At 66.0% G+C, this 15,013-nt stretch carries 14 protein-coding genes; 4 read left to right on the top strand and 10 right to left on the bottom strand.

Going from position 1 to position 15,013, the window contains the following annotated elements; all coding sequences use genetic code 11:
* Positions 1-267: 267 nt before the first annotated feature.
* Positions 268-1,605 carry a PhoH family protein gene (locus FM113_RS09540; protein ID WP_254908960.1) on the top strand — a complete coding sequence of 446 codons (1,338 nt, stop codon included), beginning with the start codon at positions 268-270 and terminating at the stop codon, positions 1,603-1,605.
* A gap of 37 nt (positions 1,606-1,642) precedes the next feature.
* On the opposite strand, the gene FM113_RS09535 is transcribed toward FM113_RS09540, so the two are convergent.
* Positions 1,643-2,314, bottom strand: coding sequence for a FadR/GntR family transcriptional regulator (locus FM113_RS09535; RefSeq protein WP_087014046.1), 672 nt, complete (start codon positions 2,312-2,314; stop codon positions 1,643-1,645).
* 56 nt (positions 2,315-2,370) lie between these two features.
* On the opposite strand from FM113_RS09535, the gene FM113_RS09530 reads away from it, so the two are divergent.
* Entirely contained in the window at positions 2,371-3,699 is a 1,329-nt protein-coding gene (locus FM113_RS09530; protein ID WP_087014044.1) for an MFS transporter, read from the top strand.
* A gap of 89 nt (positions 3,700-3,788) precedes the next feature.
* Here FM113_RS09530 and FM113_RS09525 read toward each other — a convergent pair whose 3' ends face one another.
* The 7 genes from FM113_RS09525 to FM113_RS09495 all read right to left on the bottom strand — a co-directional run bounded on the left by FM113_RS09525 (position 3,789) and on the right by FM113_RS09495 (position 10,501).
* Positions 3,789-5,195: a class II fumarate hydratase gene (locus FM113_RS09525; RefSeq protein ID WP_087014042.1), complete on the bottom strand. Its 1,407-nt coding sequence runs from the start codon at positions 5,193-5,195 to the stop codon at positions 3,789-3,791.
* A gap of 41 nt (positions 5,196-5,236) precedes the next feature.
* A complete protein-coding gene (locus FM113_RS09520; RefSeq protein WP_087014039.1) occupies positions 5,237-5,923 on the bottom strand; it encodes a carbonic anhydrase in 687 nt (228 codons plus the stop codon).
* Positions 5,920-6,621 carry a DUF4245 family protein gene (locus tag FM113_RS09515; protein WP_087014037.1) on the bottom strand — a complete coding sequence of 234 codons (702 nt, stop codon included), beginning with the start codon at positions 6,619-6,621 and terminating at the stop codon, positions 5,920-5,922. Before FM113_RS09515 ends, FM113_RS09520 begins: the two co-directional genes overlap by 4 nt.
* A gap of 3 nt (positions 6,622-6,624) precedes the next feature.
* Entirely contained in the window at positions 6,625-6,879 is a 255-nt protein-coding gene (locus tag FM113_RS09510; RefSeq protein ID WP_087014035.1) for an exodeoxyribonuclease VII small subunit, read from the bottom strand.
* A gap of 56 nt (positions 6,880-6,935) precedes the next feature.
* Positions 6,936-7,934 carry an ABC transporter permease gene (locus FM113_RS09505; RefSeq protein ID WP_087014033.1) on the bottom strand — a complete coding sequence of 333 codons (999 nt, stop codon included), beginning with the start codon at positions 7,932-7,934 and terminating at the stop codon, positions 6,936-6,938.
* 13 nt (positions 7,935-7,947) lie between these two features.
* Entirely contained in the window at positions 7,948-9,441 is a 1,494-nt protein-coding gene (locus FM113_RS09500; protein ID WP_087014031.1) for an ATP-binding cassette domain-containing protein, read from the bottom strand.
* Positions 9,442-9,511: 70 nt separating this feature from the next.
* Positions 9,512-10,501, bottom strand: a complete 990-nt coding sequence (locus FM113_RS09495; RefSeq protein WP_087014028.1) for a sugar ABC transporter substrate-binding protein — start codon at positions 10,499-10,501, stop codon at positions 9,512-9,514.
* A gap of 263 nt (positions 10,502-10,764) precedes the next feature.
* On the opposite strand from FM113_RS09495, the gene FM113_RS09490 reads away from it, so the two are divergent.
* The gene (locus tag FM113_RS09490) at positions 10,765-11,889 is read left to right on the top strand and encodes a class II histone deacetylase (RefSeq protein ID WP_087014026.1); all 1,125 of its coding nucleotides are present in this window, start codon (positions 10,765-10,767) and stop codon (positions 11,887-11,889) included.
* A 39-nt stretch (positions 11,890-11,928) separates the two neighbouring features.
* On the opposite strand, the gene FM113_RS09485 is transcribed toward FM113_RS09490, so the two are convergent.
* Positions 11,929-12,459 carry an Lrp/AsnC family transcriptional regulator gene (locus FM113_RS09485; RefSeq protein ID WP_254908948.1) on the bottom strand — a complete coding sequence of 177 codons (531 nt, stop codon included), beginning with the start codon at positions 12,457-12,459 and terminating at the stop codon, positions 11,929-11,931.
* Between the two features lie 59 nt (positions 12,460-12,518).
* Positions 12,519-13,757, bottom strand: a complete 1,239-nt coding sequence (gene xseA, locus FM113_RS09480; RefSeq protein WP_087014024.1) for an exodeoxyribonuclease VII large subunit — start codon at positions 13,755-13,757, stop codon at positions 12,519-12,521.
* 117 nt (positions 13,758-13,874) lie between these two features.
* Here xseA and FM113_RS09475 point away from each other — a divergent pair, with 117 nt between their 5' ends.
* Positions 13,875-14,918 carry a 4-hydroxy-3-methylbut-2-enyl diphosphate reductase gene (locus tag FM113_RS09475; protein ID WP_087014363.1) on the top strand — a complete coding sequence of 348 codons (1,044 nt, stop codon included), beginning with the start codon at positions 13,875-13,877 and terminating at the stop codon, positions 14,916-14,918.
* The last annotated feature ends 95 nt before the right edge of the window (positions 14,919-15,013 follow it).

Here is a 15,013-nt window from a genome sequence, read left to right as displayed (position 1 = left end):
GGGAACGGGCCGAGTGGTGACCGAGTGGCGGCCAGCCCAGTCCCAGCCTATTCCCCGCTCGCGATATCGCCGGGCGAACCCAATTGCTCACCGGCTGTTCACCCAGTCCCTGCGCGTGTCTCGGCGGACATTCGGGCGCGCAGCGCGTAGCGTGTGGGCTATCGGGCAGGGTGCCCGATCGAGGCGGCCAGCCACCTCGATGGGAGTGATGGTCGTCTCGCTGATCCGGGGCTCATGCCCTGGGGCAGAGGAGCCATCGTGGCCAACATCAATCACCCCGCACCATCCGTTGTCTCGCCCTCCGGTGCGGACCAGGACCACAAGCTGCGCACGTATGTGTTGGACACTTCGGTGTTGCTCAGTGATCCTCGGGCACTGTTCCGGTTCGCCGAGCACTCGGTCGTGCTGCCAGTCGCGGTCGTGATCGAGCTGGAACGGAAACGGGACGACCCGGATCTCGGGCATTTTGCTCGACGTGCGCTTCGGATCCTGGATGAGCTCCGTGGAACGCATCAGCGGCTCGACTTCCCGGTCCCCGTTGGAGATGCCGGCGGCACCTTGCGGGTGGAATTGAACCACACGGGGATGGAGTCGCTGCCCTCGGGGATGCGGCTCGGCGACAACGACACACGAATCCTCGCGGTGGCGCACAACATCGCCGCCGAGGGATTCGACGTGACGGTGATCTCGAAGGACCTTCCGCTTCGGCTCAAGGCGGCAGCGCTCGGGCTCGGAGCGGAGGAGTACCGTGCCGAGCTGGCGAGCGATGACACGTACACAGGCATCGCGACGCTGGATCTCAGCGAAGAAGAGATGCGAGTGCTCTGGGAGGATGAACGCGTTGATGGGGTGCCTGCCGCGGAGGAGATCCCGCTCGGGACCGGTCTCGTGCTGCACTCGCCACGCGGGTCTGCCCTCGGTCGAGTCGACGGCCCCGGGGGGCTGCACCTCGTCCGCGGCGACCGCGAGGTGTTCGGGGTCACCGGGCGTAGCGCGGAACAGCGCCTCGCGATTGATCTGCTCCTTGACCCGAAAGTCGGGATCGTCTCGCTGGGCGGCAGCGCGGGGACGGGCAAATCAGCGCTCGCGCTCGCCGCGGGGCTTGAAGCCGTGCTGGAGCGGCAGCAGCATCGGAAGGTGATGGTGTTCCGGCCGCTGTACGCCGTGGGTGGGCAGGATCTTGGCTACCTTCCGGGTGACCATCAGGAGAAGATGAACCCGTGGGGGCAGGCGGTGTTTGACACCCTCGGTTCGATTGTCTCGGAGAACGTCCTCGACGAGGTCGTGGCGCGGGATCTCGTGGAGGTGCTCCCACTCACCCACATCCGCGGGCGTTCGCTGCACGACGCCTTCGTGATCGTCGACGAGGCACAGTCGCTCGAACGGGGTGTGCTCCTCACCATGCTGAGCCGGATCGGGCAAAACTCTCGGGTGGTGCTCACCCACGATGTCGCCCAGCGTGACAACCTCCGTGTGGGTCGCTACGACGGGATCGCGGCGGTCATCGAGAAGCTCAAGGGCCACCCCCTCTTCGGGCATGTGACGCTGACCCGGTCCGAGCGCAGTGAGATTGCCGCCCTCGTGACCGAACTGCTCGGGGAGTAGCGGAGCGCCGGGGCCCGGGAAACGGCAGTTTCCCGGGCTACTCGGTGAGGCCTGAGTGCCACTTCTCGGTGGCGGTGAGATTCGCGGCTGCGCTCGCTGCCGCGGCCTCGGGGTCGCGGCGGCGGATCGCGTCGAGCACGTCGTCGTGACCGCGCGGCTCGTCGCGGCAGAACCCCTCACGCGTCTGTGCGTTCCGCATCGAATCGTGGAGTCGGGGCAGCAGTGCCGTGTACACCTCGAACAGAATCGGATTCCGCGCGGCTCGGGCGATCGCCTCGTGGACTGCGACATCGGCCGCAACCCACTCCTCGTCTGCGGAGCGCGTGCGCGCGTCGAGCGCCGCGGCGATGCGGGTGATGTCGGCCTCCTGGGCGCGTTGCGCAGCAAGGCGGGCGAGCTGAGGCTCCAGCGCTGAGCGCGCCTCGAGGACATCGCTGAGGGTGCCGCCGGATCGGGCCAGCGCACCGGGTACCTCACTGCGGGCGCGCACAAAGGTGCCGTCGCCGCGCCGGATCTCGAGCATGCCCGTGTACTGCAGGGCGCGGAGCGCCTCGCGCAGGGTGCCGCGCGCCACGCCGAGCTGCGCCATGAGTTCGGGCTCGGGTGGGATGCGTTCCCCGACCGGCCACCGCCCCTCGGTGATCTCCGCGCGCAGACGCTCGACGACCTGATCGCTCAGCGAGGCTCGGGGTACTGCGGAGAGGTTCATCTGTGCAATGATAGTGCACGTACAAAGGTTAGACGTTAGATGTTTGGAATCACCGTATGAACGCACACCCGCCACACCCGACCACCCCGCGCCGCGTTGCCCTGATGCTCGTGGCGCTCCTGCTCGTCGCGGTGAACCTTCGGCTTGCCATCACGAGCGCGAGTGCGCTGCTCACCGCGCTGACTGACGCGGGGGCACTGACCGCGGTCACTGTCGTGCTGATTCCCGCGATCCCGACCGCCGTATTCGCGATCGCGGGGCTCGGCACCCCGAAGCTCGCGGCGCGGTACGGCGTGAACCAGATCGTGCTTGTCGGGATGGCGGCCCTCGCCGTCGGCCTCCTGATTCGCGCCGTGCCGCAGCCGTGGATCGTTGTCCTCGGCACCGTGATCGGCACGGGCGGCCTCGCAATGGTGAACATCCTGCTGCCTGCGGTTGTCCGCGCCACGTTCTCGCAGCGGATCGGTCCGGTCACCACTGCGTACACGACGGTGATGTCGCTCGGAGCGGCCCTCGCGGCCGCGCTCGCTGTTCCCGTGGCAGCGGGCCTCGGCTCGCCGTCGCTCGGGCTCGGGGCGTGGGCGGTCCCCGCGGTGCTCGCACTCGTGATCTGGGCAATCGCCATCCGCGGCGACCGCCGTGCCGGTGCCGGCACCGGCAACATCCCGGCACAAGCACAAGCACAAGCACAAGCACAAGCACAAGCACAGACACAGGCACAAGCACAGACACAGGCACAGGCAGCTCCCTCGGAACGCTCGCCCGCCCGTGGCCCGCTGCCACGGGGAACGTGGCTGCTCGCGGGGTATTTCGCCCTGCAAGCGCTGCTGAGCTACGTGGTGATGGGCTGGTTGCCGACGATTGCGACCGATGCTGGCCTTGCGGCCTCACGCGCGGGCATGCTGCTGGGTATCGCAATGGCGGTCGGCGTCGTCGGAACCGTGCTTGTCATGGCGCTCGGGCGTACCCCCGGCGGGATGCGCCTCGGCTTCGGAATCGTGGCGGCTGCGAACACCGTTGCGCTGATCGGCATGATCTCGGCACCCGCCGCGCTTCCGGAACTCTGGGCCGCACTTCTGGGCCTCGGAATGTGCGCGTTCCCCCTGGTCCTCGCGCTGATCGCCGGGTTTGGGCGCGACGCACAGGAATCGGCGCGAGTCTCCGGGGTTGTGCAGTCGGTCGGATACTCCGTGGCCACGGTCGGCCCGCTCGGGGCGGGCGCCGCCCACCAACTGCTCGGCTCCTGGGACGCGGTACTCCTCGCGCTGATCGTGGGTACGCTCGCGCAGTTTGCCATCGGCGTGCTCGTGGCCCGGGTCGTGCGCGAGCGTCGCGCGGCGGCGGACGCGGTAGACGAGGAAGACGCGGAAGACGCGGAAGCTTAGAAACAGCAACCTCAGGAACGCCCCCTGAAACACCACAGCGGGGGCCGGGATCATGATGATCCCGGCCCCCGCTGTGGTGCGTACGGAAGTTACTTCGCGACGCCCGGGTGGGTCATCGAGAGCAGATCCAGTGCCTTGTCGAGGTCAGCCTCGGAGACATCGCCGCGCTCGACGTAGCCGAGATCGACGACGGCCTCGCGCACCGTGATTCCCTTGGCAACCGAGTGCTTTGCGATCTTCGCGGCGGCCTCGTAGCCGATGAGGCGGTTCAGCGGGGTGACTGTCGAGGGGCTCATGCCCGCGAGCGCCGCGGCGCGGTCGAGGTTCGCTTCGAGGCCGGCAACGGTCTTGTCAGCGAGCACAACGGAGGCGTTCGCGAGGAGGCGGATCGACTCGAGCAGCGCGGTACCCATGACGGGGATCTGCACGTTGAGCTCAAACGAGCCCGAGGCACCGGCCCACGCAATTGTCGCATCGTTGCCGATGACCCGCGCGCAGACCATGAGGACGGCCTCGGGGACGACGGGGTTGACCTTGCCCGGCATGATCGAGGAGCCCGGCTGCAGATCGGGAATGTGGAGCTCGGCGAGGCCCGTGTTGGGGCCGGATCCCATCCACCGAATGTCGTTGTTGATCTTCGTCAGCGACACCGCAATTGTACGGAGAGCGCCGGATGCCTCGACGAGGCCGTCACGGTTCGCCTGGGCCTCGAAGTGGTTGCGTGCCTCAGTGATGGGCAGGCCGCTCGAGGCAGCGATCTCCGCGATGACCTTCTCGGGGAAGCCGAGCGGGGTGTTAATACCGGTGCCCACCGCGGTGCCGCCCTGCGGGACCTCGGCGACGCGGGGGAGGGCTGCGTCGATGCGCTCGATGCCGTAGCGGATCTGAGCCGCGTAGCCGCCGAATTCCTGGCCGAGGGTGACAGGGGTCGCGTCCATGAGGTGCGTGCGGCCCGGCTTGACGGCCGTCTTCCACAGCTCGGCCTTCGCCTCGAACGCTTCAGCGAGGTGCGCGAGCGCGGGCTTCAGCTGTTCGATGAGCGCGCCGGTGACGGCGATGTGCACGGAGGTAGGGAACACGTCGTTCGAGGACTGCGAAGCGTTCACGTGGTCGTTCGGGTGCACCGGGGCCCCGAGGTGCTTCGAGGCGAGAGTCGCCAGGACCTCGTTGGTGTTCATGTTCGAGGAGGTGCCCGAACCGGTCTGGTAGGTGTCAACGGGGAACTGGTCGTGGTGTGCGCCGCCGATGATTTCGTCGGCGGCGGCCACGATCGCGTCGGCGATCGGCGCGTCGAGGATCCCGAGCTCCTTGTTGGCGATGGCTGCGGCGCGCTTCACGCGCGACAGCGCGACGATCTGTGCGGGCTCCAGGCCCGAGCCGGAGATGGGGAAGTTCTCGACGGCGCGCTGCGTCTGCGCGGCGTACAGGGCGTACTTCGGAACGCGCACTTCACCCATGGTGTCGTGCTCGATGCGGTACTCGATCTCTTCAGTCACAGCAGTCCTTTGTCTGAGGTGTTGGGTGGGTACGAGAAAAACTAGTCGAGGGGGGCGAGCTCGAGCTCGACCGGGCCGACAACGGTGTAGGGCACCGCGCGACCCTCGGTGAGTCGGTACTGGCAGCCCACAACAGCGAGCTTGCCGGCATCGACGGCGTCGCTAATTGCGCGTGAGGTGCGCAGCAGCTCGTTGACTGTCGCGGCGAGGTGGATCCGGCCGACAGCGTTCGCATCGATCTTGCTCGCGTCTGCGTAGGGGGTGTCGGTGTTGTTGCGCAGCCAGAGCTGCTGCACCGCGGGCTGGATCGGGGCGAGGGTGTTCTGCACGGAAGCCGTGGTTTCCGAGGGTGTGCGGCTCGACTGGTCGATTGCGGCGGCGACGGCCCCACAAGAATCGTGTGCGAGCACAACGATGAGCGATGCACCCAACTCGGTGACGGCGTACTCCATTGATGCGGTGATGGACTCCGCGACGACGTGGCCCATGTTGCGGGCGATGAAGAGGTCACCGAGGCCGCAATCGAAGATGATCTCGGCGGCGAGCCGTGAGTCGGAGCAGCCGAACAGGGCGACGTCGGGGGTTTGCGTGTTGACAAGCTCAGAGCGGCGTTCGACGTTCTGGTTGGGATGGGCGGATGCGCCGGCGACGAAGCGATCGTTGCCTGCCGCAAACGTGTCCCAGGCCTGCTGCGGGGTGACCCGAGGTGCGGTGTGAGGAGGGGTCATTCGGTGGTCTCCGTCGGGTCGGTGGCGTTCGCGGTGTCGGATGGCGGATCGCCGAGGGACTCGGCGACCTGCGTCGCGAGGACGCGGAGTGTCGCACCCGTATCGGTGCCGTAGACGAGGATCGTGTCATCACCCCAGGTGCCCTGCAGGCCAAACAGCATATTGGCCTTGTCGGGGCTGCGGTCTGAGTGGTCGTAGACGATCCAGTCGATCCCGCCCAGTTGCTCCGTCCCAGTCGGAGCCTGCTGCTCCATCTGCTGCGAGATCCATGTCTCATTAACGGGGGTCCCGTCGGCGGTGAACGCCTGGGCGACTGCGGCGTAGGCCTTGTCCGGGGTCGTGTAATTGATCTGCCAGGAGGTGATGCCCTTGGCGTTCCGCAGGTTCGCCTGCTTCGCCTTCCAGTCTTCTCCCGTGTCTGGCGCGGCGAGTGTGCGTCCCGCGCTCGGAGCCGCCTCCTCCGCGAGCTGCGACACATTCACCGAGTGGTCTTCAAAACCGCCGGGTCCGCGGGGAACCGCGAGGTAGATGACAAGCACCAGACCGAGGGTCACCAGCAAGGAGAAGACAAGGTTGTTCACTGTCTTCCGCTGCTTGTAGAGGCGACTGTTCTCGGCCTTGCGAACGCGAGTTTCGTAGGAGGTTTCCGGGCGCCCCAGCTCCGCGACAACCACGGGAGGCTTCTGTTTCTTCGCCATAAGTTAGGCGTCCACCCCCGGGGCGATCGCGCCAGCGTCGCTCGAGGCCGCCCCTTGGCGGGCAGCCTCGAGCCGCTGACGTGCACCGATCAACCATTCTTCACAGCGGGCCGCCAGGACTTCGCCGCGCTCCCAGAGCTGCAGCGAATCCTCGAGCGTCGACCCGCCCTGCTCCAAACGGGAGACAACCTGGATGAGCTCATCCCGGGCCTCCTCATAGCTGAGCGCGGCGGGATCCCTGGCCTCGGAAACAGACATGCCATCAAGTCTACTCTCCGCGGGTCAACGGACGCTGCGGGCCGCCGCGCTCTGCCCTATTCGGGAGCTTCGGCCACGGCCTTTCGCCCCAGTTTCGCCCAGGAGGACCGGATAATCCGCTGCACGGAACTATCGAGCGCGACGGCCACGATCAGGGTGGCACCGATCAGGATGGTTTGCAGGAATGGCGACGCTTGCATAAACACAAGACCCGCGCGCAGCACTCGGAAGAAGAGCAGGCCGGCGACGACACCGCTGATGCGCCCCACCCCGCCTTCGAACGCAACGCCGCCGAGGAGCACCACGGTGAGCACCTCGAGCTCAATACCGGAGCCGATGTTGGGGTTTGCCGACTGCACTTTCGCCGAGAGGAACATGCCGGCCAGAGCGGCGAACGCGCCCGTAGCGACAAACAGGAAAAAGCGGGAGCGCTTCACATTGACGCCCATGAGCCGAGCTGCCCGCTCGTTGCCCCCGATTGCCTTGACTTCCTTGCCGAACTTTGTGTGGTTGAGCACGTACCATCCCAGCGCTACGACGACGATGAGCGCGATGATTTGAATCGGGACCGGGCCCACTTTCAGCGTGCCAATCGCACGGAACGCGTCGGGCAATTCCGCGCGCGGGATTGTGCGACCGTCGGAGAGGAGGAGTGCGAGGCCACCCCAGACACTGAGCGCACCGAGCGTCACCACAAACGAGTTGAGGCCGAGATATGACACGAGGAAGCCGTTCAACGCACCCGCAGCCATGCCGGTGACGATCGCGACGATGAAGCCCAGGAGTGTGGACCCGGTGCTACTCATTGTGAGGCCGCCGGTGATCGCGGCGACGGAGGCAACCGAGCCCACTGACAGGTCGATGCTGCCCGACATGATCAGAAATGCTGCGGGGATGGCGATGAGCCCGAGCTCGGCGGCTTGGAGCAGGATGCTCTGGCCATTTGCGAACGAGAAAAAGTTGGGCCGCATGATCGAGAAGACGGCGATGAGGACGATGAGGGCGAGGAAGATGCCGTTCTTAGCGGCAAAGATCTTCAGACGTTCAGTGTTCATGACAGGCTTTCGATCAGGCTCGAACGGGTGAGCTCTGGGCAAGGAGTGAGGCGAGAAGGTCCTCATTGAACTGCGGGGTGCGGGGAACCGCACAGAACGTGTTACCGGTGACGGTGACCGCCCGGTCGCACATGCTGGCGATCTCATCGGATTCACTGGATGCCACGAGCACGGCGGCACCGGCAGCGGCGGCTGCACGCACCGCCTCGACGATGTCGAGCTTGGCCCCCACATCGACCCCCTGAGTTGGCTGCGCGAGGATCAACACCCGGGGTGGTGCCGGGTAGAGCCATCGCGCGAGGAGGTGCTTTTGTCGATTCCCGCCTGAGAACTGAGAGACCTCGGCGTCAGCGCCCGGTCCCCGAATGTCGAGCGCGGCCCGCGCCTGCTCATACACCGCGGCACCCGAGTGGGCTGACACCCACCAGCCGCGGGAGCCAAAACGCCCGTACCAGGGAAGCATGACGTTATCGAGCGCGGTTTCAGATCCGACGAGCCCCTCGGTGTCTCGATCCGGCGGCACAAAAAACACCCCTTGGCGGATCGCTTGTGCCGGGGAGGCAAACCGTACGGACGCCCCCGCAAGCTGATAGCTGCAGGGCTCTGCTGCGCCGCCGAGCTGCGCGGCGAGCGCAAACTGGCGTCCACCCGCCATCCCGAACAGGCCGACGACCTCCCCGGAACGGATCGAGAGTGCCTCGGTTCCCGCCGCCCCAGGAGGAAGCTCAACAACTGTGGCGCCCGGATCCGTGTGCGTGAAATCCAGAGAACGCAAGTTCGGGACGAGCGCTTCCGCGAGCTTTGCCGGGGTGAAATCTGCGGTCGGTCCATCAACCACGTGTCGGCCACCGCGGAGCACCACGATTCGTGTGCACACCTCCAAAATGTCAGGGAGGCGATGTGAGACGTAGAGGACCGTAACGCCCCGCTCGGCAAACCCTCGGATGAGGGTGTGCAGGGATTCCGTTTCAGCCTTGCCGAGCGCAGCGGTGGGTTCGTCGAGGAGGAGCACCTTCATCTCGCCGCCGAGCAGCCCCCGTGCGAGGTCGACGAGTTGACGTTCCCCGAGCCCGAGCGTGTCTACAGGCATATCGAGGGGCAGGTGCGCGCCCACGGTCTTGAGCGCGTCTGCCGCACGTCGCCGACGTTCGGCGTTCGGCGGTGTGGGGCGGGCGAGGAACAGATTCTCGAGCACCGTCATGTTCGGGGCGAGTGCGGGTTCCTGATGGATAACGGTGATGCCGAGTTGCGCTGCGTCCCGCGGACTCAGTTTGCGGGACACGGGGATGCCGTCCACGCTGAACTGTCCGGACGTCGCTTGGATGACGCCGGTAGTGACATTGCAGAGGGTGCTCTTTCCGGCACCGTTGTGGCCGAGCAGGCCGATGATCTCTCCCGGCTGAGCGGAGAAGCTCACCTCGTCGAGCGCTCGGGTCGCGCCGAACTCGACGGTGACGCCGGTGTAAGACAGGCGGGTCGGTGGGGTGGATGCTGCGGGCTTATGCATTGCTCTCCCTCGATGGGCACAGATCGATGGGCACAGAATGGGGCGGCTCAAGTGGCCGCCCCGGTCCGTGCTACTGGTTTGCGAGCAGGAACTTCTCCGCGTTTTCCGCCGTGATCTCGGTGGTGGGGACTGTCTTGTCGGTAACGCTCTTGCCCTCGGCCGCATCGATCAGCATTTGGGCGTTGGCCTCCGCAAGTTCGCGCGCGGGGGCGATGAACGCGTAGCGCCAGAAGGAGTTCGGTTCCGCGATGATCTCGAGCTCGGCGTCGGTCGCGTCGAGGTTGGCGAGCAGCATGCTGTCATCTGTGGGGGAGACCCCGGAGTCCGTCAGCGCCTGGTACGCACCCAGCGCGGGATCGTTTGCAATGGCAAGCCACACCTTGGTGTTCGGGACAGCGTTCAGCTGATTCTGGACTGCGGCGTAGCCATCGTCGAGACTGAGAACCTTGTGCTCGGTGATGTTGAGATTCAGGCCGGCCTCCCCGAGAGCGTCGAGCATCCCCTTTCCGCGGAGACGGCCGAGATCAGTGTCCGGCCACCCGAGGAACGCAACGTCAACCTTCTCTTTCCCGTATTTCTCTGAGATCCATTCGGCCGCCCGAACCCCGGCTTCCCGGCCATCGGCCTCGTGGTCGAGCACCACCGCACCGCTGACTCCGTCCCACGTGCTGCCGTACCCGAGGACGGGAATTCCCGCGTCGCTTGCCTGGCTGGTGACCGCGACCATCGCGTCAGACTGCACGGGGTAGCCCATGATCGCCTTGATATCGCCGCGGACGATCCAGGATTCCCAATCCTGCACCTGCGTCTGCGCGTTCCACTTGGGGTCGTCGGTGACAAAGCTGTAGCCGGCTTCGGTCACAGCCGTTTCCATGAACGGGAGCATGTCGTTCCAGATCTGGATATCGAGGCCAGCGAAACTCATTGCCACGGCTCCTTCGGAGCCCGAGGTGTTCCCCGCACCGGAGTCGGCGGCTTCGCCTGAGGTGCAGCTGCTGAGCGCCAGAGCGGCGACGGCGGTGAGCGCGGCCGCGGCCAGCGTACGTCGAATGCGTTTCATGTCTGTGACTCCCTTGTCGTTGACGCTGTCGAAACCTCGATGAGGCAATGCGACGGTGTTTCCGCGGGACGTTCATCGGCCCACGGCGTGAACAATATGACCACGTTGGGCATGGATAGTCAACTATCAATTTGGCTGAGTGCTGAATCGTTAACAAACTCGTGAGAATTGTTGCGATTAGTGAATTTGATCAATATGGTTAGTCGCGCCGACCCTGGGCAACGGTGCACGCAGGGAAACGAGCAACCCGAAAGGACATCGCAATGACGCGCAAAACGGGATACGTCTGGCACGAGAAGTACGCGTGGCACGACACTGGAACCCACGCTGGCCTGGTTCCATCAGGCGGGTATGTGCAGCCATACCGCAACTTTGAGAGTCCAGACTCGAAGGCGCGACTCGCTGGTCTTGTGGAGGTATCCGGCCTGCTCGAACAGCTCGTCCGGATCCCCGCCGTCGAAGCGAGCGATGCTGATCTCTTGCGTGTACACACCTCGGGTCACGTTGAGCGAATCCGGTCACAGTCGCTCGCCGGAGGCGGGGACGCCGGCGACGGGTTCTCCCCGTTTGGAGCGAGCGGCTTTGAGGTCGGGAAGCTCGCCGCGGGGGGCACACTCGCCGCTGCCCGCGCGGTACTCGATGGCACAGTCGACAATGCCTACGCCCTCGTTCGCCCGCCCGGGCACCATGCGGAACCCGATCAGGGACGTGGCTATTGTCTGTTCGCGAACGTTCCGGTGGCGATCGAGGCGCTGCGAGCCGAGGGGCGACTGAGCCGTGTCGCGATCTTCGACTATGACGTGCATCACGGAAATGGGGCGCAGAAGATCTACTGGGACGACCCGGATGTGCTCACGATTTCGGTGCACCAAGACGGGCTGTTTCCGGTAGACACCGGACAGGTCAGCGAGCAGGGTGCGGGGGCCGGCGCCGGTACCAACATCAACGTGCCGCTGCCCGCAGGATCGGGGGATGGTGCCTACTGGTCTGCCGTGGAGCGAGTGGCCGGGCCTGCGATCCGCGCGTTCGCGCCGGATCTCATCATCGTGTCGAGCGGCTTCGATCCGTCGGCGTTTGATCCGCTGGGGCGAATGAGCGTGACTTCGAACGGCTTCCGGGGTATCGCCGAACGCCTCCTGGATATCGCGGATGATGCGTGTGACGGTCGCATCGTGTTTTCACACGAGGGCGGCTACTCAGCCGTCCATGTTCCATTCTGCGGTGTGGCTGTCCTTGAAGTTCTGAGCGGGATCACCACGGATGTGGAAGACCCCTTCCAGATCTCGATCGGCGCGTCACCGACGCGCACACTCACCGCCTGGCAAACTGATGTCATCGATCGCTCGGCCGCGCTTGCCCGGGCGCTCGGAATGATCGTCACCGAGTAACGGGGCGCACCCGCGCGAGCGATGCAGGGCCGGTGAGTCTCAGGACTCCCGGCCATGCGTCGTGGGGAACACTGGCCGGTGCGTGTGCACGGAGTCGTACATAAACGTCTCGATCGTCGAGACGCCGGGTACCTCTCTGATCTGCCGGTTGATCAGTGAGAACAGTTCTCCGGGAGTCTGCGCATAGACCTCGACGAGCAGGCTGAACCTGCCTGAACCGAGCACCACGTAGCGCACCCCATCGCAGCTCGCGATCGCGTTCGCAACGCTGTCGATGCTGCCGCTGACCTCGATCTGCAGCGAAGCGATGCTCCGCAGACCCACCGCGTGGGGGCTTGTCACCCCGATCACACGGATCACACCGCGTTCCTGCAGGCGTTTGACCCGCGCCCTGGCACCGCCCGGGGTGAGGCCGACCGCGGCACCCAAGTCCGCGTAGCTCATCCGGCCATCCTCTTCGAGAAGCCCGATGAGCCGTTCGTCGACCTCGTCAAGCATCCAGGGTGGTTCTTCGCTCAGCTCGGTTCGGGGTGTGGAACCCTCCGCCACTTCTGCGCGCGCCTTAGCCATGCCTCAGTATCCCACGGTGGGGCTGTCCGCAGCGGATTTCCTGCGGTTTCGGCTCGCTCTTAGCCCCCCGACACCGCAGTGATCCGGCCGCTCGCGAGTGCCACCCGCAGAGCGGTGCCCGCGGGTGCGGCGGCGGCGTCGCGCAGCACCGATCCGTCGGGGAGCTGCACGATCCCGTAGCCACGTTCGAGCGTGGCTTGCGGCGACAGCGCGGTGAGGCGGGCCCGCAGATCGGCGAGGCCGCGTCCGCGGTCCTCGATGGCGCGGTCGGCGAGTTCGGTGCCGCGCGCGATCCAGCGCACAAGCTCCTCCGCACGGTCGTCGATGATGCGGTCGGGGGCGCTCAGGACCGGGCGCCCGCGCAGCTGCGTCAGCCTGTCGGTTTCGTAGCTCAGGAGGTGCCCCAGTCGGGAGGACATGCGGGCGCGCGCCTGGTCAATCCCCGCGAGCTCTTCGCCGACGTCGGGGACGACGCGCTTGGCTGCGTCTGTGGGTGTTGACGCGCGGAGGTCCGCAACCTCGTCGAGCAGCGGCCGGTCTGCCTCGTGCCCGATGGCGCTCACGATCGGTGTGGTCGCCGCCGCTGCGGCGCGGAGCACCCGCTCATCGCTGAAGGGGAGCAGGTTTTGGAAGTCGCCGCCGCCTCGGGCCACGATGATCACGTCGACCTCGGGGTCCTGGTCCAGCGCCTCGATCCCCGCGGTCACCTCGGCTGCGGCGCGGTCGCCCTGCACCGCGGCGTAGTGGATGCGGAACTGCACGCCCGGCCAGCGCAGGGTTGCGTTGCGCACGACATCCTTCTCCGCATCGGAGTCGCGTCCAGTTACGAGCCCGATTCGGTTCGGGAGGAACGGGAGCGCACGCTTGCGTGAGGGATCGAAGAGTCCCTCGCGCAGCAGCTGCTGCCGTAGCCGTTCGAGCCGCTCAAGCAGTTCTCCCAGACCCACGTGCGAAAGATCGAAGACCTGGACGGTGAGCGAGCCGCCCTTGACCCAGAAGTTTGGCTTCACCAGAGCGATCACCCGGTCGCCCTGGGCGAAGTCGCTGGTGAGTCGCTGGGCCACGGAGCGCCACACGGTGAAGCTCACGGTGGCGTCCTGGCCCAGGTCCTTGAGCTTGCCGTACACGTGGCCGCCGCGGACCTGCCACTGCGTGACCTCACCCTCGATCCAGATCTGGCCGAGCCTGTCGATCCAGGCCGCGATCTTCTCGCTCATGAGCGCAACGGGCCACGGCGTCTCTCGCGTGGCGGGTGCCTGTTCCGTGCCGGAGCTTGCGTCGGATCCTGTGGGGGCCATGCGTTCCACCTTAGCGAGTGGGTTGCTCAGGGAGCAGCGAGTAGAATCGTCACCATGAGTACCCCTCTTTCGCAGCCTGATCAGCGCACTATTGGCGCCCCCGTTGTGAGCCTCGCGATGCCGCGCATGCGCCGCGAGTCGGGACGACTGAAAGATCTGCCCGTCGACGGTGCGAAGAAGGTGCTGCTGGCGGCACCCCGTGGCTACTGCGCCGGCGTTGATCGCGCCGTTGTTGCGGTGGAGAAGGCGCTGACGCGATACGGGGCACCCGTGTATGTGCGCAAGCAGATCGTGCACAACGTACACGTGGTGAACACGCTCGAAAAGATGGGCGCGATCTTTGTGGAAGAGGTCGAAGAGGTGCCCGAGGGTGCCAACGTCGTCTTCTCCGCGCACGGGGTTTCACCAGCTGTGGTGCAGGCGGCAGATGATCGCGGCCTGCACGCCATCGACGCGACGTGCCCGCTCGTGACAAAGGTGCACCGCGAGGCCGTGCGTTTCGCGAAGCAAGATCTCGAGATTCTCCTGATCGGACACGACGGTCACGAAGAGGTTGAGGGAACCGCCGGCCAGGCCCCCGACCGCATCACCATCGTGAACTCCCCGGAGGAGGTCGACTCGATCGTGGTGCAGAACCCGGACAAGCTTGTGTGGCTCTCGCAGACCACGTTGTCGGTCGACGAAACGATGGAGACCGTGCGCCGCCTGCGCGAGCGCTTCCCGAATCTGCAGGATCCCCCCAGCGATGACATTTGCTACGCGACGCAGAATCGCCAGGTCGCGATCAAGAAGATCGCGCCGCAGGCAGACGTGGTGATTGTGGTCGGCTCGTCGAACTCGTCGAACTCCGTGCGGCTCAAGGAAGTTGCGCTTGAGTACGGGGCGCGCGCGGCCTACCGTGTGGACTTCGCGAACGAGGTGCAGCAGTCCTGGCTTGACGGGGCGCGCACGATTGGTGTGTCGAGTGGTGCCTCGGTCCCCGAGGTGCTCGTGCAGGAGTTGCTCGATGACCTCGCAGATGCCGGGTACTCGGACGTCGAGGCAACGGTCACCGCGGAGGAGGATCTCGTGTTCTCACTCCCGAAGGAGCTCCGCCAGGATGCCAACGGCAAGCGCGACACCCGCGCGCTTGGCGGACGGGTGCGCCCGGCCGCAAAGTAGGCGCAGCGGAGCAGCACAGAGCACCAGCAGCGGAGCCGCAGCGAAGTAGCAGCAACAGAGCACCAGCAGCGCAGCAACAAAGTAGCCCGCGGCGT

The organism is Leucobacter sp. 7(1) (assembly GCF_900163635.1).
GTDB lineage: Bacteria > Actinomycetota > Actinomycetes > Actinomycetales > Microbacteriaceae > Leucobacter.
This window is presented reverse-complemented; position numbering and strand designations above follow the sequence as displayed.